The organism is Curtobacterium sp. MR_MD2014 (assembly GCF_000772085.1).
Lineage (GTDB): Bacteria > Actinomycetota > Actinomycetes > Actinomycetales > Microbacteriaceae > Curtobacterium.
The window spans coordinates 180884-206069 of the sequence record NZ_CP009755.1; the positions used below are offsets into that span (position 1 = coordinate 180884).

24 protein-coding genes are annotated in these 25186 nt (G+C 70.4%); 12 read left to right on the forward strand and 12 right to left on the reverse strand.

What is annotated here, in order from left to right:
• Positions 1-437 precede the first annotated feature (437 nt).
• Both NI26_RS16385 and NI26_RS00925 read left to right on the forward strand, forming a co-directional pair.
• Positions 438-938, forward strand: coding sequence for a hypothetical protein (locus tag NI26_RS16385; RefSeq protein ID WP_139266334.1), 501 nt, complete (start codon positions 438-440; stop codon positions 936-938).
• 441 nt (positions 939-1379) lie between these two features.
• Positions 1380-2348, forward strand: a complete 969-nt coding sequence (locus NI26_RS00925) for a helix-turn-helix domain-containing protein (RefSeq protein WP_066651473.1) — start codon at positions 1380-1382, stop codon at positions 2346-2348.
• A 40-nt stretch (positions 2349-2388) separates the two neighbouring features.
• Here NI26_RS00925 and NI26_RS00930 read toward each other — a convergent pair whose 3' ends face one another.
• Positions 2389-3294 carry a LysR family transcriptional regulator gene (locus NI26_RS00930; protein ID WP_066651474.1) on the reverse strand — a complete coding sequence of 302 codons (906 nt, stop codon included), beginning with the start codon at positions 3292-3294 and terminating at the stop codon, positions 2389-2391.
• Positions 3295-3457: 163 nt separating this feature from the next.
• Here NI26_RS00930 and NI26_RS00935 point away from each other — a divergent pair, with 163 nt between their 5' ends.
• Entirely contained in the window at positions 3458-4522 is a 1065-nt protein-coding gene (locus NI26_RS00935) for a TDT family transporter (protein ID WP_232750747.1), read from the forward strand.
• A 105-nt stretch (positions 4523-4627) separates the two neighbouring features.
• Here NI26_RS00935 and NI26_RS00940 read toward each other — a convergent pair whose 3' ends face one another.
• From NI26_RS00940 to NI26_RS00950, 3 genes are all read right to left on the reverse strand, one after another.
• Complete coding sequence (locus tag NI26_RS00940) at positions 4628-5341, reverse strand: M23 family metallopeptidase (RefSeq protein WP_066651477.1); 714 nt, start codon at positions 5339-5341, stop codon at positions 4628-4630.
• A gap of 382 nt (positions 5342-5723) precedes the next feature.
• Positions 5724-6320, reverse strand: a complete 597-nt coding sequence (locus tag NI26_RS00945; protein ID WP_066651478.1) for a DUF305 domain-containing protein — start codon at positions 6318-6320, stop codon at positions 5724-5726.
• A gap of 107 nt (positions 6321-6427) precedes the next feature.
• Entirely contained in the window at positions 6428-6883 is a 456-nt protein-coding gene (locus tag NI26_RS00950; RefSeq protein WP_066651479.1) for a hypothetical protein, read from the reverse strand.
• A gap of 203 nt (positions 6884-7086) precedes the next feature.
• Between NI26_RS00950 and NI26_RS00955 the strand changes: the two genes are divergently transcribed.
• Positions 7087-7587 (forward strand): DUF4396 domain-containing protein, encoded by a 501-nt coding sequence (locus NI26_RS00955; RefSeq protein ID WP_066651481.1) that lies wholly within the window; start codon positions 7087-7089, stop codon positions 7585-7587.
• 34 nt (positions 7588-7621) lie between these two features.
• On the opposite strand, the gene NI26_RS00960 is transcribed toward NI26_RS00955, so the two are convergent.
• Positions 7622-8806, reverse strand: a complete 1185-nt coding sequence (locus NI26_RS00960) for a permease (RefSeq protein ID WP_200884126.1) — start codon at positions 8804-8806, stop codon at positions 7622-7624.
• Positions 8807-9854: 1048 nt separating this feature from the next.
• Between NI26_RS00960 and NI26_RS00965 the strand changes: the two genes are divergently transcribed.
• Both NI26_RS00965 and NI26_RS00970 read left to right on the forward strand, forming a co-directional pair.
• Positions 9855-10376, forward strand: coding sequence for a hypothetical protein (locus NI26_RS00965; protein ID WP_066651486.1), 522 nt, complete (start codon positions 9855-9857; stop codon positions 10374-10376).
• A 20-nt stretch (positions 10377-10396) separates the two neighbouring features.
• Positions 10397-10783: a hypothetical protein gene (locus tag NI26_RS00970; RefSeq protein ID WP_144411198.1), complete on the forward strand. Its 387-nt coding sequence runs from the start codon at positions 10397-10399 to the stop codon at positions 10781-10783.
• Between the two features lie 38 nt (positions 10784-10821).
• Here the strand turns inward: NI26_RS00970 and NI26_RS00975 are convergent, their stop codons facing one another.
• From NI26_RS00975 to NI26_RS00990, 3 genes are all read right to left on the reverse strand, one after another.
• Positions 10822-11010 carry a hypothetical protein gene (locus NI26_RS00975; RefSeq protein WP_066651491.1) on the reverse strand — a complete coding sequence of 63 codons (189 nt, stop codon included), beginning with the start codon at positions 11008-11010 and terminating at the stop codon, positions 10822-10824.
• A gap of 329 nt (positions 11011-11339) precedes the next feature.
• Positions 11340-11669 carry a hypothetical protein gene (locus tag NI26_RS00980; RefSeq protein ID WP_066651492.1) on the reverse strand — a complete coding sequence of 110 codons (330 nt, stop codon included), beginning with the start codon at positions 11667-11669 and terminating at the stop codon, positions 11340-11342.
• Between the two features lie 993 nt (positions 11670-12662).
• Positions 12663-13175, reverse strand: a complete 513-nt coding sequence (locus NI26_RS00990; RefSeq protein WP_066651500.1) for a MarR family winged helix-turn-helix transcriptional regulator — start codon at positions 13173-13175, stop codon at positions 12663-12665.
• A 105-nt stretch (positions 13176-13280) separates the two neighbouring features.
• Between NI26_RS00990 and NI26_RS00995 the strand changes: the two genes are divergently transcribed.
• On the forward strand, positions 13281-14210 hold the full coding sequence (locus tag NI26_RS00995) for an NADP-dependent oxidoreductase (RefSeq protein WP_066657609.1): 930 nt from the start codon (positions 13281-13283) through the stop codon (positions 14208-14210).
• A gap of 21 nt (positions 14211-14231) precedes the next feature.
• On the opposite strand, the gene NI26_RS01000 is transcribed toward NI26_RS00995, so the two are convergent.
• The 4 genes from NI26_RS01000 to NI26_RS01015 are packed head-to-tail and all read right to left on the reverse strand — an operon-like array spanning position 14232 to position 19237.
• On the reverse strand, positions 14232-15737 hold the full coding sequence (locus NI26_RS01000) for a glycoside hydrolase family 36 protein (RefSeq protein WP_066651502.1): 1506 nt from the start codon (positions 15735-15737) through the stop codon (positions 14232-14234).
• Positions 15738-15795: 58 nt separating this feature from the next.
• Complete coding sequence (locus tag NI26_RS01005; RefSeq protein ID WP_066651504.1) at positions 15796-16779, reverse strand: N-acetylglucosamine kinase; 984 nt, start codon at positions 16777-16779, stop codon at positions 15796-15798.
• Positions 16776-17909, reverse strand: coding sequence for an SIS domain-containing protein (locus tag NI26_RS01010; RefSeq protein WP_066651506.1), 1134 nt, complete (start codon positions 17907-17909; stop codon positions 16776-16778). Before NI26_RS01010 ends, NI26_RS01005 begins: the two co-directional genes overlap by 4 nt.
• Positions 17906-19237 (reverse strand): D-tagatose-bisphosphate aldolase, class II, non-catalytic subunit, encoded by a 1332-nt coding sequence (locus NI26_RS01015; RefSeq protein WP_235426417.1) that lies wholly within the window; start codon positions 19235-19237, stop codon positions 17906-17908. The genes NI26_RS01010 and NI26_RS01015 overlap by 4 nt, the downstream gene beginning before the upstream one ends.
• A gap of 158 nt (positions 19238-19395) precedes the next feature.
• Between NI26_RS01015 and NI26_RS01020 the strand changes: the two genes are divergently transcribed.
• The 5 genes from NI26_RS01020 (at position 19396) to NI26_RS01040 (ending at position 24991) form a co-directional block, all read left to right on the forward strand.
• Positions 19396-20184, forward strand: coding sequence for a DeoR/GlpR family DNA-binding transcription regulator (locus tag NI26_RS01020; RefSeq protein ID WP_066651508.1), 789 nt, complete (start codon positions 19396-19398; stop codon positions 20182-20184).
• Between the two features lie 234 nt (positions 20185-20418).
• Positions 20419-21735: an alpha-galactosidase gene (gene melA / locus NI26_RS01025; protein WP_066651509.1), complete on the forward strand. Its 1317-nt coding sequence runs from the start codon at positions 20419-20421 to the stop codon at positions 21733-21735.
• A 41-nt stretch (positions 21736-21776) separates the two neighbouring features.
• The gene (locus tag NI26_RS01030; protein WP_081984538.1) at positions 21777-23132 is read left to right on the forward strand and encodes an ABC transporter substrate-binding protein; all 1356 of its coding nucleotides are present in this window, start codon (positions 21777-21779) and stop codon (positions 23130-23132) included.
• 9 nt (positions 23133-23141) lie between these two features.
• Positions 23142-24092 (forward strand): carbohydrate ABC transporter permease, encoded by a 951-nt coding sequence (locus NI26_RS01035; RefSeq protein ID WP_066651510.1) that lies wholly within the window; start codon positions 23142-23144, stop codon positions 24090-24092.
• Positions 24089-24991 carry a carbohydrate ABC transporter permease gene (locus NI26_RS01040; RefSeq protein WP_081984540.1) on the forward strand — a complete coding sequence of 301 codons (903 nt, stop codon included), beginning with the start codon at positions 24089-24091 and terminating at the stop codon, positions 24989-24991. Before NI26_RS01035 ends, NI26_RS01040 begins: the two co-directional genes overlap by 4 nt.
• The last annotated feature ends 195 nt before the right edge of the window (positions 24992-25186 follow it).

A 25186-nucleotide genomic window follows, 5' to 3' on the forward strand; every position in this document is an offset into this window, starting at 1 on the left:
GCCGTCACGCTACGGCGCCGGGATGCATACCACCCGTGAGTCGGCAGGAACCTCCGCCCTCAAGCTGCGGTCTGCTGTCTCCACGGCAGCGGCTGCGCGGCTCCTGCTATCGAACAGGCCCAGGAGCCGGACGACACCGTCTTCCTGATGAGCCAACGCCCGAAATCCATCCCGCTGCGGCCGAACTCGGCCAACCGGATTCCCGACCTCGCCGATCGGCCATCCCCATCGGCCGCGTGCACAGAGTCGTGTGGTCATCCCCTGACCCTCCTCGTACGCAGATGGCCGGCAACAGAGGAACCGCCGGACGCGTCCGTCTGCAACCTGCATGCTGCGACCAACCGGCAGGAGGAGACTCATCTCAGACGGTTCCGACCACGATGCTCGCCGAAGCGCACGCATCCTGGCGGTCACCACCGTCAACGGAAGCAGTCATCATGACCGGCCCATCCACAACCGCTGACCAGCACCTCGCCCTGACCAGCGTCGTCGCATCCGGCCTGCCGGCATCGCTCGGCACCGACGCCGCCGAACGGTTCTACGACGTCCCCGCAGTCTTCAACCGACGACCCAATCCTGAAGAGATCGCAGCGCTGGAAGGCTCCGGAAGTCACCATTCGTTACAGCGCGCCGGCTACCCGGATGTGACGCTCGCTGTGCACGACCGGCGTCTGATCATCGGCAACACCAACCTCGGCCAACTCGAACGGGGCCTCTCGACCACCATCGCGAACCTGGTGCACCAGATCAGCAGCAACGCCCTCGCCACGATCCGCCAGTCACGAGCTGACGCGCAGACCGCGCAAGATGCACAACTCGCTCGCGCCCAAGACACCACCCGCGCAGCCGAACGCATCCACTTCACCCCCGACACGTCCATCACGCCTGACAACGGCGCGCCGAACACGGTCGCAGAGCCGAAGCCGGCAACCCGGTGAGCCAGCCTTCCCCGGCAGTGACGGTCTCTGCGGAACCGTCCAGGATGCGGCTCCGTCCGGATGGGCTGATCACCACCGGTTTGACGGCGGCGACGAAGGAGAACAGCATGCCGGATCACGCAACCCACGTCACGCTCGACCCCGCCGGAGTACTGCGAACCCTCGTCCTCCAAGAGCCCGACCACCCAGACATCACCCTCACTCTCCGCGGAACCGCCCCAGAAACGCTGCAGTACAACGGGCGGATCTGGGCAGCCACCCACCACCGGCTCCATCGACCAATGGCCCGCAACGGCTACCAGTACACGCTCCTGCAACCCCCGAAAGCTTCCCCGGAACACCCCTGACAGCTCCGTCGCAGACCGCCGAATCACCGGAAGGCGTGAAACGGTTCCAGCCGCGAGCAACGATGTCGGCGGTTGGCGGCATACTGACTCGCGGATGCCGTCGGACAACCTGCCCCCAGTCGCCGTCGACCGCCGAGGTACGAATGTCGACGAAGCGGTCGCGTTCTACGAAGACGTCTACGCGAGCCAGGACATTCACATCGGCAAGCCCACCGCCGACGGATTCACATGGCGGTACCGCGCCGTCGGCGACGACGACGACGACGAGCTCACGCTGGGCACATCCGCTGTCGACGCGAACCGCTGGGGCACCATCGGCCAACACGGCACTTACATCCTCGCCTGGACCACCACCCCGGGCATCGTCCTCGACGTCGACACGCGAGACGCGATCGCGATGCCACCGAACGTGCCCGTGATGTACCCATCGGGGCGCCCGTTCGAGTTCAACGCTGCGCCAGGTACCCAGCACATGATCCGCTTCGACGGCACCTTCCTCGAGAACGTCGCCGCAGCCCAGCTCGGCGCAATCCCCGGTCCGCTGCAGTTCCGGAACCTTCCCGACCCGGAACAACTCGAACGCCTCAGACAGGTGATCCGTGCGGCAGCACCCGAGCTGCTGCACTCCGGAACGGGCCGGTGGCGACGAGCAGCTGTGAACATGCTTGTCGCAGAAGCAACAGTCGACGCTTTCCACGCCACCCCCGACGTCGACATCGTCTTCCACGACGGCCCAGCGACGATGCGCTTTGCGCAGGAGTGGATGGTCGCTAACGCTCATCGACACATCACCAGCACTGACGTCGCTCAGGCGGCCGGCATCAACGCCCGCGCCCTGCAAGCAGCCTTCCAACGCCACGCGGACACCACCCCCATGGCTTTCCTCCGCCAGATCCGGCTCCACCGGGTCCGTGCACAGCTCGTCGCCGGCGAAGCCCCAACGACCGTCATCGCAGACGTCGCACGAGGCTGGGGCTTCGGACACCTCGGACGATTCGCCAGCTACTACGCCGACACCTTCGGAGAACGACCATCCGACACGCTCCGCAGACCGTCACGGTGACTCAGCAGCAACACAGAATTGGGTCCCGATAGCCGATTGGCTATCGGGACTGCTGAGCGCTATCGAGGAATGCCATGACGGCGGGCCCCGGGTGGCCGGTCCAGATTGCGCGCAGCGATCGGATCAGTGGCGGGCCGAGCAGCGGTGCCCGGACGAGGGCACCGTCGGAGAGGTCGCTGCCGACGGTGCGGAGACTCATCACCGCGGGCGCGATGCCCGCCCGCGCGTTGGCGCGGATGATGCCCGTCGTCTCCAGCACCGCCGCTGGGACGACCAGGCGGAGCCCAGCACGGTCGAGCCACGCCTCGACCGTGGCGCGGGTGCCGGACCCTTCCTCTCGGAGTAGCAGCGGCGTCTCCGCGAGGTCATCCGCGGTGATGCCCGACGCGCTTGCCCACGGATGGTGCGGAGCGACGACGACGACGAGTTCGTCTTCGTCGACCACCAGCGAGGACAGGTCAGGTGGCGCAGCAGGGGTCTCCGCGAATCCGAGATCGGCAGCGCCGGAGCGAACGAGGTCGATCACGGCGGCGGAGTTCCCCGCGATCAGGCGCACCGACGCATCCGGCGCGATAGCCCGGTGGGCGAGCAACCATCCGGGCAGCAGCAGCTCGGCGATCGTCTGCGACGCTGCGACCACGAGGGATCCCGCGGGTTCTCGAAGCGCGGCGACTCCTGCTTCGAGCCGCCGGGAGGCCTCCAACACCGGGACGGCCAGGCCGAGCACCACTCGGCCTGCGTCGGTCAGCGCGGTCCCTGATGCCGTCCGGTGCGCCAGCGGCTGGCCGATTGCCTGTTCCGCGGCACGCAAGCGCGCTGACACCGCCTGCTGTGTCACCCCCAACACGTCGGCCGCTCGGGTCAACGAACCGGTCTCCGCGACGCGGACGAGGACCTCGAGGGTGTCGAGGTCCAGAGTCCGGTCCGTCAGCCGCCGCAGTGCCACAAGCAACCATTGTGCCCTGCCAACGAGTTCGCCGTTCCAGAACCACGGGGCACACGCGCACGCTGGGTGCATGTCCGCTCACCTCGCCCACGCACCCGCGACGTCCGAGCATGGTGTGCGCGATCGGCGGTTGTTCCGGGAGTTGGAGCGGCCTGGTCTGATCGTGTCGAATCTGACCCCGAACTGGTTCGCGTCGATCATGGGCACCGGGATCGTCGCCGTCGCGGCCGCATCGCTGCCGCTGCAGTTCCCCGGTGTCCGGACGGCGGCGACGATCGTGTGGGCGATCGCGGCGGCCCTCCTGGTCGCCCTCACCATCGCGACGGCCCTGCACTGGGTCCGCTACCGGAGCACCGCAGCGAAGCACCACCTCAACCCGGTCATCTCCCACTTCTACGGGGCACCGCCGATGGCGTTCCTCACCGTCGGCGCCGGCACGATCCTCCTCGGTAAGGATTGGATCGGCCTTCCCGCCGCCGTCACCGTCGACTGGGTCCTCTGGAGCATCGGTACCGTCGGCGGACTGTTCACGGCGGTCCTGGTGCCGTACCTGGCGTTCACCCGTCACGAGAACACGCCCGATTCCGCGTTTGGCGGTTGGCTGATGCCGATCGTCCCGCCGATGGTGTCCGCCTCCACCGGCGCGCTCCTGCTGCCGTACGCGCCCGCCGGGCAGGCGCGGGAGACACTGCTGTGGTCCTGCTACGGCTTCTTCGGCCTCAGCCTCATCACGTCCCTGGTCGTGATCACACTGATCTGGAACCGGCTCGCGCAGCACAAGGTCGGCGCCGCAGGCATGGTCCCGACTTTGTGGATCGTGCTCGGACCGGTCGGGCAGTCGATCACCGCAGTGAACCTCCTCGCCTCAAACGCCCCCACCGTCGTCGACGCCTCCACCGCCCACGCACTGCTGGTCGTGGCGTTGGTGTACGGGTTCGCGATGCTCGGCTTCGCGCTGCTGTGGACCGTCATCGCCCTTGCCATCACCATCCGGACCGCCCGCGAGCACCTGCCGTTCAGCCTGACGTGGTGGTCGTTCACGTTCCCCGTCGGTACCTGCGTCACCGGCCTGAACGGCCTGGCCCTGCACTCCGGACTCACTGTCGTCGCCGTGCTCGCAGTCGTCTACTACGCCGGCCTCGTCGCCGCATGGATCACCGTCGCCGTCCGCACCTTCCACGGCTCCGTCATCCGCGGCACACTCCTCGCACCACCCAAGACAGCGTGACGACCCTGGCGCGGATCAGCCTTGCGACCAGCCATAGGGCGTTACCAGGATCCATGACCGCGTCTCGGTAGCCGATGGCTGGCCGGACACCGCTGGGACCAGCTCCTACAGCGTACGTCCGGCATTGGCGGTGAGCCACGGGATCGGGTCGATGGGTGTGGTGCCGCCGGGCATGACCTGCAGGTGCAGGTGCGCACCGGTGCTCGCGCCGGTGTTGCCGACGAGGCCAACGAGCTGCCCGACGGCGACGGTGTCACCTGGGCGGAGCGGCGAGGAGCCGAAGATCATGTGCGCGTACAAGGTGGACACAAGCCGACCGTCGATCTGATGGTCGATGATGACGTACTGCCCGTACTCGGGGTGCGTTGTCGACACTCGGACAGTACCGGCAGCGACAGCTCCGATGGGGGTGCCGGCGCCGGGGGTAAGGTCCGCGCCCTGGTGAATCGACGAGCAGGTCGCACACGGGGCGCTTCGCGGGCCGAACGGTGAGCTGACGGTGATGGTTCCGGCGACGGGCCAGCGGATGTCGCCGGTGCCGGTGTTGACAATCGTGCCGCCCGTGGTCGTGGGAACGCTCTGCTTCGTCGAGGCCGGTGCGCCCCCCGTTGACGCGGCCTGCGAGGCGGGTGCGGTCTTGGTGATGACGGGCTTCGGGGCCGGCTTGGTGATCGTGTACCCGTCGCGGTCGACCGCGAGAGCCAACCCGGACGCGGTGAAGCTCTGCTCGGCGGTGGCAGGAGCGACACCGGGCACGACTGCCGCGGGGCCGGTCGTTGCCTGCGCGGGCAGCGCTGCGGCAGCGGTGAACAGCGCCATCGCGGCCGTGGCACCAGTGATCGGGACCGCGGCGAGAACGCGTGACCGCAGTGAGCGGACCGGTGTTGCGGGTGCAGTCGCGACGGTCGGCAGCGGCCGCAGTGCCGGCTGAGTAGCGGCAGTGATCGTCGCGGTTCGGGTGCGGCTGGCGGTCGGGGCTGCGGCGGCGCGTTCGGCGGCGAGGGCTTCGCGGCGCGTCCGGGGTGCGGGAGTCGTGGGGGTCTGGGGGTGCTGCTGAGGCACGGGCAGGCTCCAAGAGGGGTGGTGGCCGGCAGGCCGAAACGTGGGGTGGCCCGAACGCGGGTCGAGCGGGAAGGGGAGGGTGGGGCCGGTCGTGGGCCGCGGCAGGAAGGGGGGAGCCTGCCGCGACCCACGCCGGGGTTTAGAGGGACGCGAGCATGTCCTGCATCTGGGTGATCTGCTCGGTCTGGCTCGACACGATCGACTTCGCCATCGCGATGGCGTCGGTGTTCTTGCCCTTGTCGACTTCGGTCTTGGCCATGTCGACGGCGCCCTTGTGGTGCTGGACCATCTGCTCGAGGTAGAGCTTCGCGGCGTCCTTCGCGGACGCCTGGTCGAGGTCGCTCATGTCGGAGTCGGACATCATCCCGGACATGGAGTGCCCCATCCCGGAGTGCTCCGACTCGGTCGGCTCACCCCAGCCCTGCAGCCAGCTGGTGAGCTGCTTGATCTCCGGGGACTGCTCGGCCTTGATCTGCTTCGCGAGGGTGGTGACGTCGGTGTCGACGCCGGAGCCCTTGGCGAGGAGCATGTCGCTCATCTCGACGGCCTGCTTGTGGTGCGGCAGCATCATCTGCGCGAACATCACGTCCTGGTCGTTGTGCGCCGACGCCGCCGACGTCGACGAGGACGACGAGCCCGTGTCGGAGCCGCTGTTGCCGGTCGAACAGCCGGCGAGGGTGAGGCCGAGGGTGAGTGCAGCAGCGATTGCGAGTGTGCGCGTGGTGGTGGTGTGCATGGTTGGTCCGTTCCCGTGGATGCGTCAGGTGGTCCGGGCAGGCGGACGCCTCCCGGATCTGGGCATGCGGGAGCCACCCTTCGGGGGTGGGGTCCCGCAGGGGCGGATCAGATGCGGATGATCTGCAGCGCCGTCAGCGACGGCGGTTTCGGTGCCGCGATGCGGCGCGGCAGCCGGTCGGCCAGCGCGAGCAGCCGCGCGATCAGGTGGAGGACACCGCCGGTCCGTGCACGTAGCAGCGCCCACGTGAACAGCGCGATCGTCAGCGCGCACGCCATCCCCATCAGCGAGCACATCAGCGCACACAGGCCGCTGTCGCAACCCGCGTCGGTGAGGACGGTCATCACCGCAGTCGCAGGAGCTACGTGCTCGGAGTGGCCGGCGGCCGCGACATGGCCGTGCTCGGCCGCGGCAGCGGGAGCCGCCATCGGATGCTCGTGGTCGGCGGTGTGCCCGGCCATCGTGTGCATCAGGACCGTGAACCCGACCAGCAGCAGCAATGCCAGCGTCGCCGTGGCCTGCAATAGCAGTCGGCGACGCGGGGTGGCGGTGGTGGTGAGCATCAGTCTTTCGAGCAGACGGGTGGAGTGAGCGTTTCTATGGTGCGGTACCCCGCGGGCGGCGGCAACCTGGTGTCCGGATTCACACCGAACCCGCCGCGACCGGACGAATCGGGAACACGGCGGAAGGTTCAGCGTTACAGCGCATGGTACCCCCCAGGGGTATACGTGAACTGTTGGCGTCAGCGGCGTCGGATCGGAGCAGCATGGACACGCACGAGCACCACCAGATGAGCGGGAACGAGCACGCCGGCCACGGCGGTGGTCACGGGGCGACGACGTGGTCGATGGCGGCGCAAGCGACGCTGCACTGCTTGACCGGCTGCGCAATCGGCGAGGTCCTCGGCATGGTGATCGGTACCGCTGCCGGCTTCCACAACGCCGGCACGATCGTCCTGTCGATCGTCCTCGCGTTCATCTTCGGCTACGCCCTCACCATGCGCGGCGTCATCAAGTCGGGCCTGACCCTGGGAGCCGCGTTCAAGGTCGCTCTCGCCGCGGACACCGTATCGATCGCCGTCATGGAGCTGATCGACAACACCGTCATCGTTGCGATCCCCGGTGCGATGGACGCGCAACTCAGCGACTGGCTGTTCTGGACGGCGCTGCTGTTCTCCCTCGCGATCGCGTTCGTGATCACCACGCCCGTGAACCGGTGGATGATCAGCCGCGGTCTCGGCCACGCCGTCGTCCACGGCCACCACTGACCGGTCCGCGGGTTAGCTCGATCGCGGCATGCTGTCAGGCGTGTGAGTGCTCGTGTGCGGCGTGGTCGTGGCCACCGTCGTCGGGTGCGCCCTTCATCATTCGCAGCATCGACCAGGAGCCGCTGCGGATGAACACGACGAGCAAGAACGCGGCGATCAGCAGGAACACGATGTTGAGCCAGGTCGTGTAGTTCCAGCTGATCGAGGTCGTCACGATGCTCAGATGCCGATTCGTCGGGATCAGGCTTAGCGGGGTGAACAGCAGCTCGACGGCGTAGCCGGCGAGGACCATCGCCCCGTAGAAGATCCCGGTGATGCGGAGGGCTGCCTTCCAGCCGTAGTACTTCCGGTAGATGACGATGATCGGGATGATGATCAGGTCCGCGAAGATGAAGCTGATCACCCCACCGAAGCTAATCCCGCCGTTCCACAGCACCGCGGCGAGGGGCACGTTCCCGACGGAGCAGACGAAGCTCACCATCGCCAGCACCGGGCCGATGATCGGGTCGATGATGAACGCCAACGTCGGATGCCCCTCGAAGAACACCGCCTGCAGCCACGCGTTCGGCACCCACGCGTCGAACGCGCCGGCGATGAGCAGACCGATGATGATGTCGCGGAGCACGGACGCCCAGTCCATGACGAAGTACTGCGACACGCTCGTCAGCCCAGGCTTCGAGAACAGCCGTCGCCAGAACCCCTGATCGCCCTGCACGGACATGTCCATCGCCGCGTGCCCCTCCATCGATCCGGCGAGGCCCTTGTCGGCCTGCTCACGGGCGGCGTCGAGGATCTTGCTGCGCATCCAGAGCCGGAACCCGAGGGCGATGAGGATGATCATGATCGGCCCGCCGACGAACTCTGCGATGGTGAACTGCCACCCCATCACGAACGCCAGGATCAGCCCGAGCTCGACGACGAGGTTCGTCGACGCCACCTCGAACGCCATCGCGGATGACAGGCTCGCGCCCTTCCGGAACAGGGCACGCGCGAGCGCGACCGCGGCGTAGGAGCACGACGATGACAGCGCGCCGAGCCCGGTCGCGACGCTGATCGCGCGTGGCGAGTCGTCGCGCATCAGCTTGGTGATCTGGTCAGTCCGGACGACGGCCTGGATGATGCCGGACAGGGTGAAGCCGAGTACGAGGGGCCAGAGGATCTCCCACCCCATCGAGCCAGCCGCAGCCAACGCGTCACCAATCGCCTGCAGCACGAACACCGCTACCTCCTCCATCGGTGTTCGAGCTTGCTCCGCCGTAAGGAATTGGGTGTCACAGCAAGCATGTGAGGTCACACACGATAAGCCCGGGCCACTGTCTCAATAGACGGTCCTCCGGCGTACGAGTCATCGCGGTCGCACGCAGCGCTCACCATCTGTCTCACATAGGTGGTCCGCAGACAGTCGCGATGGCGGGGCGCTATCCGGACGCCCATCCGGGGGCGGGTGCTGCGTCTCCGCGCCGCTCTCGGGAGCGGGCGTCCCCCAGCAGCGCTGTGGTGCAATTTGGTGCACTACCACCTGTCCGGGAACGGCTCCGACTGGCCCGACCCGTCGGCAACTTCCCCATGAATCCGGCGATCGGGGGCGCGCCCGTGAAGGCACGAACACGCAGCGATGGGTTCAAATCCCACCGGTACCGCCACAGAAGACCCCCGTTCACGCGGGGGTCTTCTTGTTTCTCACGTGGAATCGGTCGAGCCGCCGAGGTCCTCGATCGCGACGACCTGCTGATCATCGACCGCCTCGAGGTGGAGGTCGGCTTCGAGGACCTGCCGCACCCTGTGCCGGCGATCGTCTCCGCGGTGCAGAACGGGCCCGCGGCGCGGACGGCCGCGTTCGTGCTCGTGACCCGGCGCAGTGGGACGTCGAGCGAGATCCCCGACCGCGCAGCTGAGGAGCCCGCCCGTGCGGTGCCGTTCCCGTTGCCACCGGCGCTGCCGGCGCACATCTGGGTGGGCGCCCCGGCGGGCTCCTGCACGCAGACGCTGATCCGGCCACCGGCACGCTCACGATCCAGACCGGTGAGGGCGAGTTCGAGCTCGTCGGGCTTCCCGGCAACGCGCCAGCTCGTTGGCGCCGCGGTCGGGCGTGCTCCAGGACGAGCTCGACGCTGGCGTGACCGGCGCGATCCAGACCGGCGACGTCGACGGGTACCGAGGGGGTCGCGATCAGGCCGGCCTGAGCTGATGGTCCCGGTCGTGGCCCCTGGGACACATCCACGAGGACCCTCGTGGTCGGCGGTGACCCTGCCGCTTAGGGTGGCCGCGTGGAAGACGTACGCGGTCCGAGCCTGACGCGACTGCTCGTCACGCTCGCGGGCCTGCTGGTCCTGGCCGGAGCGCTCGTCATCGGCGTGCTCGCCGCCGTCGGCACCGCAGCTCAGCGCACGCTCGGGCCCTCGCACACCGCGGACGGCAGCACCTGCAGCCCGCTCGGCGGTGAGTGCAGCCAGCTCTCGCGTTCTGCCGTCGAGCAGATGGTCGGGATCAGCCTCCCGGCAGGAACACGACTCGTCTCCTCCGGGAGCCGGGACATGTTCAAGGCGGACGAATCGTGGGCGGTGGCGTGCGTACCGGAGGCGCAGCGGGTGTTCGACGCGGCCGAGGCCGACGGCTTCGTCCCGCGCACACCCTCCGACCACCCCGAACGCCGCGACTGGTCCGACAAGCAGCCCACGGACCTCGAGGTGCATCGAGCGGCGGCACTCGGAGCCGACCAGTGGCTCCAGCTCGGAGGGGCCTGCTCGGGCGGCTCGTACGTCTACCTCGGCCACTTCCTCGACAAGTGAGCGCCTCGCGGAGCCCGAGCGTGCGCGGTGCCTCGAGGCTGACATGGATCCTGCCGAGTGCAGCCCTCGTCGTCCTCATCGCGCAGATCATGGCCTGCGTCCTCGCCTACCGGTACGTGGCTCCGATCGACGCGGCATGGGAGGCCGACCCTGAGCGTCTCCGCGGCGTCCTGCACGCTCATCCGGCGGGTGTCTGGGCGGCGCGGCGGGCTCTCGCCCTGATCTGGATGGCGACTGTCCCCGTGGCGATGGCCGCGACGATGCTGGCCGTATCGGCCATCGACCGCTTCTGCGCCCAGGGTGCGGTCCACACCTTCGCGCAGACGGTCACAGTAGCTGGGGTCACCACTTCCGTCGCGGGTGTCGTTCTCGCAGTGCTCGCCGTCCTGGAGATCCTGAGCTCATGACGGACCGCTTCGGGGTGCAGGCCCGACCGCCGCGCGTGCTAGGTCAAGAACACCAGTGTGCCGATGCCGATCCAGACGAAGGCGACGCCGGTCAGCGCTGCAAGGCTCACGAGACTGGTCGCGATGATCGCGGACGCCTGTTCCTTCCAGAGCCGGAGTGAACTCGTCGCGATGACCAGGGCGACCACGGCCGCGGGCGGGGTCCCGATCAGCGCGACAGCCTGCACAGTAGCGATGGCGCGATCCTCCGAGGTGGGCGGCGTGTCCTCTGCGTCGTGGTCGAACTGGGAGGGCGGTGTGCGGGCGGCAAGATCGAACGCCGCGGGGGCCAGACCACGCCTCCCGTCACGACGATCAGCGCGATGGCGACGAGCGCTCGGACGTTCAGTGGAGCGCGCTGCGTCTGCCCCAGAAGCCCATGCGCCGACACTGGTGTGGCGCGATGATCGTGCACGAGGAGGGGCGACGACGCAGACACCAGGACCGCCGGCGGATGGCGGGGCTCGACGCGAGCGTCGACGCGGGCCGCGGGACGCCGCAGGCGTCGAACCTCGGTTCAGGACGCCGCCCACAGGTTGAGTGGCCAGGACAGCACCAGCGCCGCAATGACGCAGACGATCGAGATGAGCGGGAGCCACCAGAAGCTCACGCCCTTCCTGCGACGAGAAAGACCTCCCCAGAGCGGGAGCACGATGCTCAGGAGCTCTGCGATGAGGAAGCCGATGTAGATTCCTTGCTGCGCGCCCTCTGAGCACGTTTCCGTTCCCCCGCAGGGCGTGTAGACCATGAGGGCGAACTGGTAGATGAACCAGACGAACGTCGCCGTGACCACCGCTACGACGTTCAGGAGAATGAAGGTCACGTCCCGCCCGAGTGAGGTGGTCATTTCATCCCTTCGCTTGCTCGATCCTGACCGAGCTCCGACTCGTCAGCGAATCGCCGCTGGGGATCCGTGATGACGTTCCGGAGGAAGCTCGACGCATCCGAGCGGATCTTGGTGTCCTCGTTGTAGGAGTCGGAGGGTCCGAAGCTCGCCGTACTCCCGACCTGGCAGACGAAGTCGTTCGAGGAGCAACAGGAGCGAACGAGCGGGATGGCACCGAATGCGATGCTGTTCCCCGTCCAGCTGTCCATGCTGCCAGCTGGTCGGTCACAAGAGATTGCACCGTATGCCGCGATGCGCGCCTTCTCCCCAGCTTCCTCACGAGCAGGTCGCACTCGATCGAGGCGACGATGCCCCACGCCAGGCAGTCGGAGTCGCCCATGGCCGCTTCGCAGATCGCCGCCCACGCGTCCTCCTCGTCGAACTGCGCGATGCGCAGGGCCCCGCCCTCGACGGTGAACGGTGCGACGGGGAGACCGCGCGCGCCGCGGGGTGCGCCACCGGTCGGTGTCGACGTCGTGGTCGGTGTGGGCGTCGGCAGGGGTTCGGCGGCCGCGTCCAGGAGGACCGCCTGAGGCCGGTCCGGCTCGGGCGTCGGGGTCACCCAGCTGCCGACCCCGGCCACGAGCGCCAGGATCGAGAGGCTCGCACCGAGCCACAGCGCCCCGTCTGGCGCTGCGCACGTCGGCGACGGAGACGGTCGGGCGCCACCCCGGTGTCCGAGGAGCGGTCGTCCTGCGCACCGATCGCCAGTGCCGTGTCGACGGCGAGGTCCCACCAGCGGACGCGCCGCCTCGAGCGACCCGCCTGTCCGCATCTGCGCCCGCACGACGTGCACGGACGTCCTCATCGGCAGGTGCTCCACGCGGCGAGGCTGCTGAGGCGGCCCGGACCACCGCGGGCCCCTGTTCGGGCCGGACCGGACGCCTGTCGGCTCGCCACTGGCGGACGGGAGGCGCGGGGGCAGCCCGCCCCGCGCCTCCCGTCCGGCCGTCGTCACGTCGAGTCGCCCGCCGTCTTCCGCCGCACCCGCCCCGCCGACCGCGGCGGGTGCTGCCGCAGGTGCCCGCTGATCCGCCCGAGGACGTCCCCCAGCTGCGCGGCGTCGTCGTCGCTGATGTGCGCGAACAGCAGTCCGTGCACCGTCGCGATGTGCCCGGGCAGCACGGTGGCGAGCGCGTCGCGCCCGGCGTCGGTGAGGGAGACCACGGTGCTCCGCTCGTCGTCGGGTGACGGTCCCCGCGTGACGAGCCCGCGCTGCTCGAGCACCTGTGCCTGGTAGGTGAGCCCGCTCCGGCTGTAGACGACCCCGTCCGCCAGGTCGGTCATCCGCAGCCGCCCGTCCGGCGCATCGCCCAGCCGGGCGAGCAGCTGGAACTGCACGTAGCTGAGTTCGCCGGCGTCGCGGAGCTGCTGCTCGACGGCTGGGCGCAGCAGGGCCGCGACCTCGGTGAACGACAGGTACGCGCCGAGCTGGGTCGGGGTGAGCGCCGACGGGGGAGAGTCCATGCCCCGATCCTACCTGTTGCTTCGAACTCGAAGCAGGTGTACGGTCGACCCATCGCTTCGAATTCGAAGCAAACAATGAAGGGGAACATCATGAACGAGGACACCATGCAGGCAGTGCGGTTCCACGAGGTCGGCGGTCCGGAGGTCCTGCGGATCGAGGACGTCGAGCGCCCGGTTCCGGGCACGGGCGAGGTGCTGGTGCAGGTCACCGCCTCCGCCTACAACGCCGCCGACAACGGCATGCGCGGCGGGTTCCTGCCGATCCCGGTCCAGCTGCCGCACGTTCCCGGCTACGACGTGTCCGGCACGGTCGCCGCGCTGGGCGAGGGCGTCGACGGCCTCGCCGTGGGCGACGCGGTGGTCGGGTTCCTGCCGATGGAACGCGACGGCGGTGCCGCCGAGTACGTCGTCACACCCGCGGAGGCACTGGTCGCCGCCCCGACGGGCGTCCCGCTGGTGGACGCCGCGGCACTCCCGTCGGTGGCGCTGACGGCATGGCAGGCACTGTTCGACGAGGGTCGCCTCGAGGCGGGCCAGCGCGTGCTGATCAACGGCGCCGGTGGCGTGGTCGGGAAGTACGCGATCCAGCTCGCCGTCCGTGCCGGTGTGCACGTGGTCGCCACCGCGAGCCCGCGGAGCGCCGACGCGGTCCGCGCCGCGGGGGCCCAGCAGGTGATCGACCACACCACGACCGACGTCTTGGCGGCGGTCGACGAGCCGGTCGACGTGCTGCTGAACCTCGCGCCGATCGAGCCGGAGCAGTTCCGGGCGCTCGTCGCCGCCGTGCGTGACGGCGGGGTCGTGGTGAGCACCACGGCGTTCATGGCGACGCCGGACGACGAGTCCCGGGGCGTCCGCGCCGCCACGGTGTTCGTCCTGCCGGACCGCGGGCGCCTGGCCGAGCTCGTCGCGCTCGTCGACGCCGGGCAGCTGACGGTCGAGGTCACCCGGCGCATCCGGCTCGAGGACCTCCCGGCGCTGCACGCCGAGGGCGCGGCCGGGCGGATCGCCGGCAAGGTCGTCGTCACCGTCTGAGGGAGGACGACCGCCGGCCGGTCAGCCGATGAAGGACGCCGCGTCGACCGCGTGCTCGCCCGTGACGTACGGGGTGAGGTCGACCACCCGGTCGTCGAGGCGGAAGACGTACCGGCCGACCTGCTCGACCACGGCGCTCCGGCCGAGCCAGTCCGCGGCCTCGGAGCGCTCCTCCGGTCGGAGCCAGTCGACGGGGTCGGACGTCGACCGGAACCCGAGGACCGCCGCGGTGTCCTGCAGCGCCCGACGCTCGTCCGGACCGAGCAGGTTCCGCGCACTGCGGAAGTAGACCGAGTCGGGGTCCACTTCGTACAGCCGCCGCATCCACACCCGGTTGACCGAGGACACCAGCGCGTTGCGGGCGCCCTCGCCGGAGGGGTCGCCCACCCGCTCGGCGTTGTCCCAGAACGGCGCGACGTCCGGTCCGACACGGGCTCCGTCGAACACCCCGACCGAGGGGATCATCGGGACCCCGCACCCGAGCAGGTAGACGTCGTCGCCGACGGTGGCTCGGATGTGCTCGATCGCCTGCCGGTAGACCTGTTCGCGGGGCAGGTCGACGTGTCGGTGCCCGGCGATCGCCCCGGCGTACATGAAGTCGAGCTTCAGGTAGCTGTAGCCGTCCGCGGTGATCCGGTCGAACACCCCGCGGAGGTGGTCGGTCACCTCCGGGTTCGTCGTGTCGAGCGAGTGGTAGTGCGACCCCCAGTTGTGCCCGGTGACGAGCGGACGGCCGTCGTCACCCGCGACGAGCAGGTCGGGGCGCTCGGTGGCGATCGTCGAGCCGGGCAGGGCTATCAGCGGCGCGAGCCAGATGCCCGGACGGAAGCCGTGGCGCGCGATGGTCCGTGCGGTCGCCGCCATCCCGCTCGGGAAGTCGGGCCCCGCCGTCCAGTCGCCGACGATGGGCTCCCACCCGTCGTCCAGCTGGAAGACGTCGACCGGGTAGCCCTCGAGGTCGGCGGCCGCCCGCGCGATCCGGTCCTCGGTGATGTCCTCGTGGTACGAGTACCAGCTGCTCCACACGGTGCCGGCGCGGGCCGTCCGGCGACCGAGCCGCTCGGTGACCCGGTCGGCGTACGCGGCGAAGACGTCCTGCTCGGCGCCGTACGCGACGAACCACTCCGCGTCGTCCTGCTCGCTCGACGCCCACAGGACGTTGCCGTCGGCGCCGACCCGCGGGGTGCCGAGCCCGAGCGCCCCGACGAGGAGGGTGCCGCCGTCCGGACCGGTCACCGCACCCACCGCGCTGCCGGAGTGCGCGTGCGGTGTCTCGTTCGCGGCGTCGTCGGCGGTCAGCAGGCGTTCGGGGCTGTCCTTGATCCCGATGGTGTCGCCGTCGACCCGCGTCCACCCGCTCGGGCTCCACGAGTTCCAGCCGTGCCGGTAGAACTCGGCGCGGTGCCCGAAGGGGTGGAGCAGCGCGACGGGGCCCGCCGGGACGAGCCACCCGTCCGCCGTCCGGCGGGGTGGTCCGGAGACGTTCGCGGGCACCCGGAGGCCGTCGAACTCGAACGTGTACTGCACGGGTGGTCTCCTCGTGGTGTCGGTGCGTGGTGTCGATGCCTGGTGTCGGTGCGTGGTGTCAGCGGGCGGCGCTGGAGGTGGCCGGGACCGTCTCCGCGGTGAACCGCTCGGGGATCGGTGCCCCGGCCCGGCGCATCGCGACCAGGACGCTGCCGACGGTCGGATCGTGTCGGGGTTCGACGAGCTCGAGGGTCGTGTCCTCGGCGAGCAGTGCGATGGCGAACGCCTCGCGGAACCGCGGCGCCCGGAAGAGCCCGCCGGAGTACGACACGGGGACCGGCTCGTCGGCGGGGAAGCCGAGCGCGCGGACCGTCGTGCCGACCAGGGTCGTGAGCTCCGCGGCGGCGCGGCGCAGGACGTCGGCAGCAGCGTCGTCGCCGGCGTCGGCGGCTGCGACGACCACCTTCGCCAGGTCGGCGACGGTGCCGCGGTCCGCGCCCCACTCGTCCATGACGACGCCGATCAGGTCGAGGTCCTCGGTCACCCCGACCCGCTCGCGCACGAGTGCGTGCAGCGGACCCCGGGGGAGTCGGCCGTCCGCCATCCGCGAGAAGGCGTTGAGCCCCTGGACGGCGACCCAGTACGCGGACCCCTCGTCGCCGAACACCTCGCTCCAGCCGCCGACGCGGTGCGCGGTGCCGCCGCGCTCGCCGTAGGCCATCGACCCGGTGCCGGCGATCACGTTGACGCCGTCGCGGCCGGCCAGCGATCCGGCCCAGCCGCCGACCATGTCGTTGCCGCAGGAGTACCGGTCGTGTCCGAGCACGTCGGCGGGGAGGGCGTCGAGCACGGGAGTGTCACGACTCGACTCCCCGTGACCGGGGATGCCGAAGTGCGCGAACGTGATGTCCGCCGGGGCGATGCCGGCCGCCGACGTCACCGCGTCGACGCCCGCACGGACGACGTCGCCGACGAGACCGGTCCCCGCGTCGAACCAGGAGGAGGCCGGCTGCCGCGACTCGGCGAGCGTGGTGCCCTCGCCGTCGGTGAGCAGGAACGCGGTCTTGGTGCCGCCGCCGTCCATGCCGAGGAAGACGGTCATGCCCGTGCAGCTCCCGCGCGGTGGTCGTGGATGGTCACGCCCTGGACGACGCGGTTGACCGTGCCGCCCGGGAACGGGTTGTCCGGGGTGCACCCGTGCGCGACGGACGTGGCGAGCGCGAGGAGCTGGGCGAAGCCGACCAGGGCGACGCTGCGGAACGCGTCGTCGAGGCCCGCCAGGTCGTCGAGCGGGAAGGAACGCTCGTCGTCCGCGTCCCCGCCGACCGAGACGACCCGGACGGCTCCGTCCGCGCGGAGCTCGCGGAGGATGTCCGCGTCGTACCGCGCCGTGTACGGGTCCGACGAGCCGTAGACGACCACCAGGGTGTGCGCGCCCGCGACGGCCTTCGGGCCGTGCCGGAAGCCGAGCGGGGTGTCGAAGAACGACACGACCCCGCCGGCGGTGAGCTCGAGCAGCTTCAGCGCCGATTCGCGTGCCAGGCCCTGCAGCGCTCCGCTGCCCAGGTACACGACGCGTTCGGTGCCCTCCGCGAGCGAGGCGATCCGTGCCTCCAGGCCGGCGATCGTCCGTGCCGCCGCGACCAGCGCGCCGGTGCGGGCCACGAGCTCCGGCCGGAAGGCCAGGAGGACGGCGAGGAGCATCGTGGAGAAGCTGGACGTCATCGCGAAGCCGGTGTCGTTCGTCTCGGCCGGCATGTCGAGGACGAAGGACCGGTCCTGCCCGCGGTGCTCGCGGGCGAGGGCGCCCGTGGGGTCGCAGGTGACGACCAGGTGGTGCGCACCGGGCGCGACGTCGTCGACGACGCGGGTCGCTGCGACGCTCTCCGGACTGTTGCCCGAGCGGGCGAACGAGACCAGGAGCACCCGGCCGGGGTCGCCGAGCGAGCCGTGCGGGTCGGCGACGATGTCGGTCGTGGCGATCGACTCGACGCGACGGCCGAGGTGGCGGCGCAGGTCGACGCTCGCGATGTCCCCGACGAAGGCCGAGGTGCCGGCCCCGGTGAGCACGATGCGCAGGTCCTCGTCGGCGAGCAGCGGCTGCAGGAAGGCGTCGAGCGCGGCACGGCGGTCGTCGAGCGACGCGACGAGGCGCTGCCAGCTGTCGGGCTGCTGCAGGATCTCGCGGTGGGTCGCGGTCTCGTCGGCGCGGACGGGGGCGGTGGTGGTCACAGGGACTCCTTGCTGGTGGTGGTGGTGACCGTACCGGTGGCCTGCGCGCGCGGGGCGACGGCGGCGGCGTACGGACGCAGGACGTCGCGGACGCGGTCGAGCACGATGTCCTCGGCACGGTTCGGCAGCAGGCCCTCGCGGACCCGCTCGTACTGCACGGGCAGGTACTGGCTCAGCAGCGGGAGCGGGATGCCGACCTCGTCGAGGCTGCGGACGAGCGCCTCGGTCGCGGCGGTGATCTCCGGGTCCGGCCAGTAGTAGCGCATGCGGTCGCTGTAGCTGTAGGTGCGGGCGATGCGCTGCTCGTGCGCGTCGCCCTCGTAGTAGCGCTCCCAGCGGTCCGGCTCCGCGAGCATCCGACGCTCGACGACGCCGCGCAGGTCGACCGCGCTGCCGTCCGGGACGAGTTCGGACTCGACGGCGTCGAGGGCGAACAGCGCCTCGCGGAGCCCGAAGGTCAGGCCGGGGCCGACCTTGAGCACCGCCCAGTGGTCGTCGACCAGGGCACGGAGCGCCTCGGGCGTCTGGTAGTCGGTCGAGTGAGCCTCGTACACGAGTCCGGGCGTCGCCTCGATGACCTCCTGCAGCGCGGTCGTGGCCTCGGGCACGTAGTCGATGACCTGCAGGTGGTCGAACTCCACCGCGGGCTGCACGACGAGCGCGACGACGCGTGGCCACACGTCGGCGAGGCCGGCGCGCTCGAACGCCGCACGGTGCACGTCGAGCGTCCCGACCGCGGCCGTCGCCGGGGTCGGCTCGAGGTCGTGCAGCGTCTCCTTCGCCCCGCCGGGGGTCGGGACCTCGGTGCCGATGACGTAGACGATGCCGTCGCGGTCGATCCCGGCGTCGGTGGCGGCGGACTCCGCGGCGGCGAGCAGCACGGCGGCCCGCTCGGCGACGACCGCGTCGGTCAGCGGGGCGACCTCGCCCTGCAGCGGCATGCTGCAGTCGAGGTGGATCTTCGTGTAGCCGGCGGTGACGTAGGCGCGGACGAGGTCGACGGCGAGCGGCATCGCCTCGGCGGCCGGGCGGTCCTGCCACGTGTTCGGGCCGAGGTGGTCGCCGCCGAGGACGAGCCGGTCGGCCGGGAAGCCCTCGGCCTCGGCGAGGTCGAGCACCGCGGCCCGGAAGTCCGCGGGGGTCATGCCGGTGTACCCGCCGAACTGGTCGACCTGGTTCGAGGTCGCCTCGATGAGCAGGGGGGCGTCGTCCTCGAGTGCCTGGCGCATCGAGGCCCGCAGGACGTACGGGTTCGCCGAGCAGACCGAGTACATGCCCTCACCGGATCCGGCACGGTGGCGAGCGACGAGCGCAGTGATGGGGTTCACGTGGTTCTCCTGGTGCGTGCGCCGCGGTCGGCGGCGCTGCCGACGCGGCACCGTCCGGCGCCGCGTCCGGACCCAGTGTCGGCAACGACCGATCACTTCCGCTGCCACAACGATCACTCCGGTCATTCGCAGTGATCGTTCTGGCGCATGATGGGTCCATGGACAACGACTCGCCGGACGTCGGCCGCAAGCGGCGGGACCGGATGCGGGACATCCTCGAGCGGGTGCGGGAGCAGGGCTCGACGAGCACCGACGAGCTGATCCGGGCCTGCGGCGTCTCGGCGGCCACGGTCCGACGCGACCTCGGCGAGCTCGAGGCGCGCGGTCTCGTCGTGCGCAGCTACGGCCGGGTCGAGTCCGTCGGTGCGCTCCCGGAGCTGCCCGTCGTGATGCGTGCCTCGGAGGCCGACGCCGCCAAGCGCGCGGTCGGTCGGCTCGCCGCACGGCTCCTGCCCCCGGGGCGACAGGCCGTCGCGGTCAGCGGGGGGACCACCACGAAGGAGGTCGTGCGGGCGCTCGGCGACCGGAACGGTCTGACGGTGATCACGAACGCCGTGACCATCGCGCTCGAGGTCTCGCGCAGCCCGCGGGTGAAGACGATCCTGACCGGCGGCACGCTCCGCGCCACCTCGCTCGAGGCGGTCGGTCCCCTGGCCGAGGCCGCGTTCGCGGCGTTCAAGGTCACGACGGCGTTCCTCGGCACGGACGGCATCAGCGCGGCCGGCGGCGTCACCACGCACGACGACACCGAGGCGCGGACGAACGGCGTGATGGTGACGCACGCCGACCGCGTGGTCGTGGTGTGCGACGGCTCGAAGGTCGGGCGGCAGACGATGGCGCGGATGGCCGACATCGGCGACGTGTCGGTCCTGGTGACCGACGAGCACGCCCCGGCGGAGGCGCTCGAGCAGATCGCCGCGGCCGGGGTCGAGGTCCTCATCGCCTGAGCGCTCCACGCCCGAACGCGCACTCGTCCTGCGCGTTTCGCGAGGCTGCGTGGTGGTCGTGCCCACCGCGCCCTACCGTGGGGCCCGGCCGGCGAACCCCGTCGAGGCCGCGCACCCGGACGCCGCAGGAGCCCGCGTCGGGACGCGTGACCTCCCACCCCTCCGTGCCCTCTGCCACCCGCCGGGTGGCCCCGACCGTCGTCCCTCGGCGGTACCCCGAACGAAGGGCTTCCCATGACCCGCATCGTGTTCGTCGGCGCCGGGAGCGTCGTCTTCACGCGACAGCTGCTCGCCGACCTCCTCCGGTACGACGACCTCCCCGAGCTGGACCTCCGGCTGTTCGACGTCGACGAGCGTCGCCTCGCCGTCGCCGAGGCCACCGCCCGCCAGGTGAGCGAGCGCCTCGGCCGGCCGGTCACCCTCACGGCGACGACCGACCGACGCCGCGCCCTCGCCGACGCGGACTTCGTCGTCGACATGGTGCAGATCGGCGGGATCGCCGCGACCCGGACCGACCTCGAGATCCCGGAGCGGTACGGCCTGCACCAGACCATCGGTGACACCACGGGGGTCGGCGGCGTCTTCCGTGCCCTCCGCACCTTCCCGTTCCTCACCGAGCTGACCGCGGACATGCGCGAGGTCGCCCCGGACGCGGTCCTGCTCAACTACACGAACCCGATGGCGATGAACATCTGGTGGGCGGACACCGTCGCGCCGGACATCACGGCGCTCGGGCTCTGCCACAGCGTCTACTGGACCGCGCACGACCTCGCCGGACTCCTCGACCTCGACGTCGAGCAGACTCGGTTCCGCGCAGCAGGCGTCAACCACCAGTCGTGGTTGCTCGAGTGGACGCACGAGGGCGAGGACCTGTACCCGCGGCTCCGCGAGCGCATCCGGCAGGACCCGGAGCTCGAGCGGCGGGTACGGGTCGAGGTGTTCAAGCGGATCGGCTCCTACCCGACCGAGACGAGCGAGCACTCCTCCGAGTACCTGTCGTGGTTCCTCCGCTCGCCGGAGCAGGTCGACCGGTTCCGCCTGCGTCCGCTCGAGTACGTCGGCATCTCCGAGGACAACGTCGCCGAGTTCGAGGCCGCCGAGCGCGACCTGGCGGCCGGCCGACCCGTGCAGCTCGAGGAGGGCGCCTCGGAGTACGCCCCGCAGGTCATCCACTCGCTGGTCACCGGCACCGAGCGCGAGATCCACGCGAACGTGCCGAACAGGGGCCTGATCGACAACCTGCCGGACGGGTGCGTCGTCGAGGTCCCGACCACGGTCGGCGCTGGCGGCATCGCACCGATCCCGATGGGGGCGCTCCCCGTGCAGGCAGCGGCGCTGAACCGGCCGTACGTCTCCGTGAACGAGCTCACCGTGCACGCCGCGCGGACGGGTGACCCGGTCGCGATCCGGCAGGCGGTGCTCATGGACCCGAACGCGTCCTCGACGCTCACGCCCGAGCAGATCTGGGAGCTGTGCAACGACCTCGTCGTCGCCCACGGGGACCTGCTGCCGGAACCGCTGCGCGCGACGATCCCCGCACGCGGGATCTGAGCTCGCCGGCCGACGCACCACTGACGACGAAGGAGTCCGCAGTGACACGCACCACCAGCAGCAGCACACGCACCAGCAGCAGCACACGCACCGCCCGCCGCCGCACCGGACGCGGCGCGCTCGCCGTCGCGATCGCGGTCGCCGCGACGGTCCTCACCGGCTGCGCACCGCAGGGTGCCACCGAGCTCGACACCACGGCACCGGTCCACCTGACCATGTGGTCGGGCCAGAGCGACGAGGCGGCGAAGCTCCTGCAGGAGCTCGTCGACGAGTACGAGGACGAGCACCCGAACGTGACGATCGACATGTCCTCCGGGGCCTCGTCGACCGACGAACTGCTCCAGAAGCTCGCGGCGTCGTTCGCCGGGAACGACTCACCCGACATCTCGTACACCTTCGGGTCGTGGGCGAGCCAGCTCGAGCGTTCCGGGCGGACGCTCGACCTGCGCGCCGAGGCGGAGGACCCGGACACGCACTGGGACGAGTTCTCCCCGGCGGCTCGCGGCACCGCGCAGCCGACCGGGCGGAAGGTGATCGGCTTCCCCGCGGTCGTCGACAACATCTCGCTCTTCTACAACAAGACCGTCTTCGACGCCGCCGGCGAGCCGTACCCGACGGCGGACTGGGACTGGTCGGACTTCCGTCGCGCCGCGAAGGCGTTGACGGACCGGGACAGCCAGACCTTCGGCTACGGCTACTCGGTCTCGGGCAGCGAGGAGACCACGTGGCAGATGTGGCCGCACCTCTGGCAGAACGGCGGTTCGATCCTGTCCGAGGACGGCGAGCACGCGGCGTTCGACTCGGAGGCCGGCGTCGAGGCCCTGGAGTTCATGCGGTCCATGGCCGTGACCGACCGCAGCGTGTACCTCGACCAGACGGACACGAAGTTCGCCCAGCTGTTCGAGAGCGACCGCGTCGGCATGATCACCTCCGGTCCGTGGGAGCTCTCCGCCCTGCAGACGGCCGGCACTTCGTACGGCGTGGTGCGGCTCCCCGGCACCGACGGTGACCACCAGACGGTGTCCGGGCCGGACCTCTGGACCCTCTTCGACAACCACGACGTGAACCGCGCGTACTGGGCGAAGGACTTCACGAAGTGGCTGACCTCACCCGAGCAGGACGAGCGGTTCAACGTCGCCGTCGGCAACCTGCCGCTGCGCTCGAGCGAGGCCGACAGCGAGGCGTTCCGCAAGCAGGTCGACGCCCTGCCCGGACTCGACGTGATCCAGGCGAACTCCGCCGACGCGAAGCAGGTCCGCCCGACCCTGCCCGGCTACAACGGCCTGTCCGAGGCGTTCGGCAACGCGGTGTCCCGCGTGCTGCAGGGCGAGGGCGAACCGGCCGAGGCACTCCGGCAGGCGACCGTCGCCGCCGACAAGGCACTCCGTCAGGGCTAGGAGGCCCCCGTGACCACTCCCGCACTCCGCACCCGTCCGACCACCGACACCGCGCCGCCGCGGCCACCGCGCCGACGTCGATCGGCCGCCGCCCGCGAGGGCCTCGCCGGCTGGGGCTTCGTCGCCCCGGCCCTGGCGGTCGTCCTCGGCCTCACGATCTTCCCCGGGGTCTGGGCGCTCGTCCTCTCCTTCCAGCGCTGGGACGGCTTCAGCCCGCCGTCCTTCGCCGGCATCGAGAACTACCAGGACCTGGCCACCGACGCGAGCGCGCTCGCGGCCGCCGTGCACACCCTGCTGTACACGGTCCTGTTCGTCCCCGCGTCCCTGCTGCTCGGGCTCGCCCTGGCCGTCGCGCTGAACCGGCGCATCCGGTTCATCGGGCTGTACCGCACGGCGATCTTCGTGCCGTTCGTGGCCTCGGCCGCGGCGACGGGCATCCTGACCACCTACCTGTTCAGCCCGCAGTTCGGCATCGTCAACAACGTGCTGCGCGTGCTGCACGTCCCGCCGCAGGGCTGGCTCGAGGACCGCGCCGAGGCGATGGTCGTGATCGTCATCATGTCCCTGTGGGGGCAGGCGGCGTTCACGACCGTCATCTACCTCGCCGCCCTGCAGGACGTCCCCGGTGACGTGCTCGAGGCGGCCCGGATCGACGGCGCGAACAACTGGCAGACGTTCTGGCGCGTGGTGTGGCCGCAGCTGGCGCCCGTCACCGCGTTCGTCGGGATCTACCAGACCCTGCAGGCCGTGCAGCTCTTCGACCTCGTCTACGCCACCACCCGAGGCGGACCGCTCGACGCGACCCAGACGATCGTCTACTACCTGTGGAAGACGGCCTTCCAGAACCTGCAGTTCGGCTACGGGTCCGCCATCGCCTACGGCATGTTCTTCGTCACCCTCACCGCGACCGTGATCGTCACGCTCGTGCAGCGCCGAGCCGGAAGGAACGCGTCACGATGACCGTCGAGACCCGAGTACTCGAGACCCCGAACCGGCCGGACGCCGTCGCGACACCGGCGGAGCGCACCACACCCCGTCGTCGACGTCGCCTGCCGTTCAGCCCGTGGCACCTCCTGCTCGCACCGGTGGCGCTCCTCTTCCTGCTGCCGTTCGTCGAGATGTTCATGACGTCGCTCGAACCGGCCTCGGAGATCAACAAGTTCCCGCCGTCGTTCCTCCCGACGCAGTTCACGCTGTCGGGCTACACGCGCCTGTTCGCCGAGTCGGACATCCTGCACTGGCTCCTCAACACGGTCATCGTGTCGGCGTCGGCGATCGTCTCGCACCTCGTCCTGTGCTCGCTGGCCGGGTACGGGTTCGCGCGCCTGCGGTTCCCGGGGCGGACGTTCGGGTTCCTGGCGATCCTCGCGACGATCATGATCCCGTCGCAGCTGCTCATGATCCCGACCTACGTCATGTTCGCCCGGTTGCACCTCGTGGACAGCCTCGGTGCCGCGATCGTGCCCTGGCTCGCCTCGGCCTTCGGCATCTTCCTGATGCGGCAGTTCTTCCTGTCCCTGCCCGCCGAGCTCGAGGAGGCCGGCCAGATCGACGGGTGCACCCGCCTGCAGGTGTTCTTCCGGATCGTGCTGCCGCTCGCCCGTCCCGCGTTGGCGACGCTCGCGATCTTCACGCTGCTCGGGTCGTGGAACGACCTGGTCTGGCCGCTCGTGGCGATCAACGACGCCGACTCGTTCACGCTGCAGCTCGGTCTGACGAACTTCCAGGGGGCGCGGCGGACCGACTGGTCGCTGCTGATGGCGGGGAACGTGGTCGCCACGCTGCCGCTGATCCTGCTCTTCCTGGTGGCGCAGAAGCAGTTCGTCGCGACGATGGCCTCGGCCGGTCTGAAGGGCTGAGCAGCACGGACGACGGGAGGCACGGTGCTCACTGGCACCGTGCCTCCCGTCGTCCGTGCGGGCGGTCCGCAGGCACGGCTGCCGGCCGGGAGGCGCGGGTCCGCCCGGAACCGAGCCGCCGGCTGGGCGCGGACTGCCGGCCGGGAGGCGCGGGTCGGCTCGGTACCACGCCTCCCGTCGTGCGCACGGACGGAC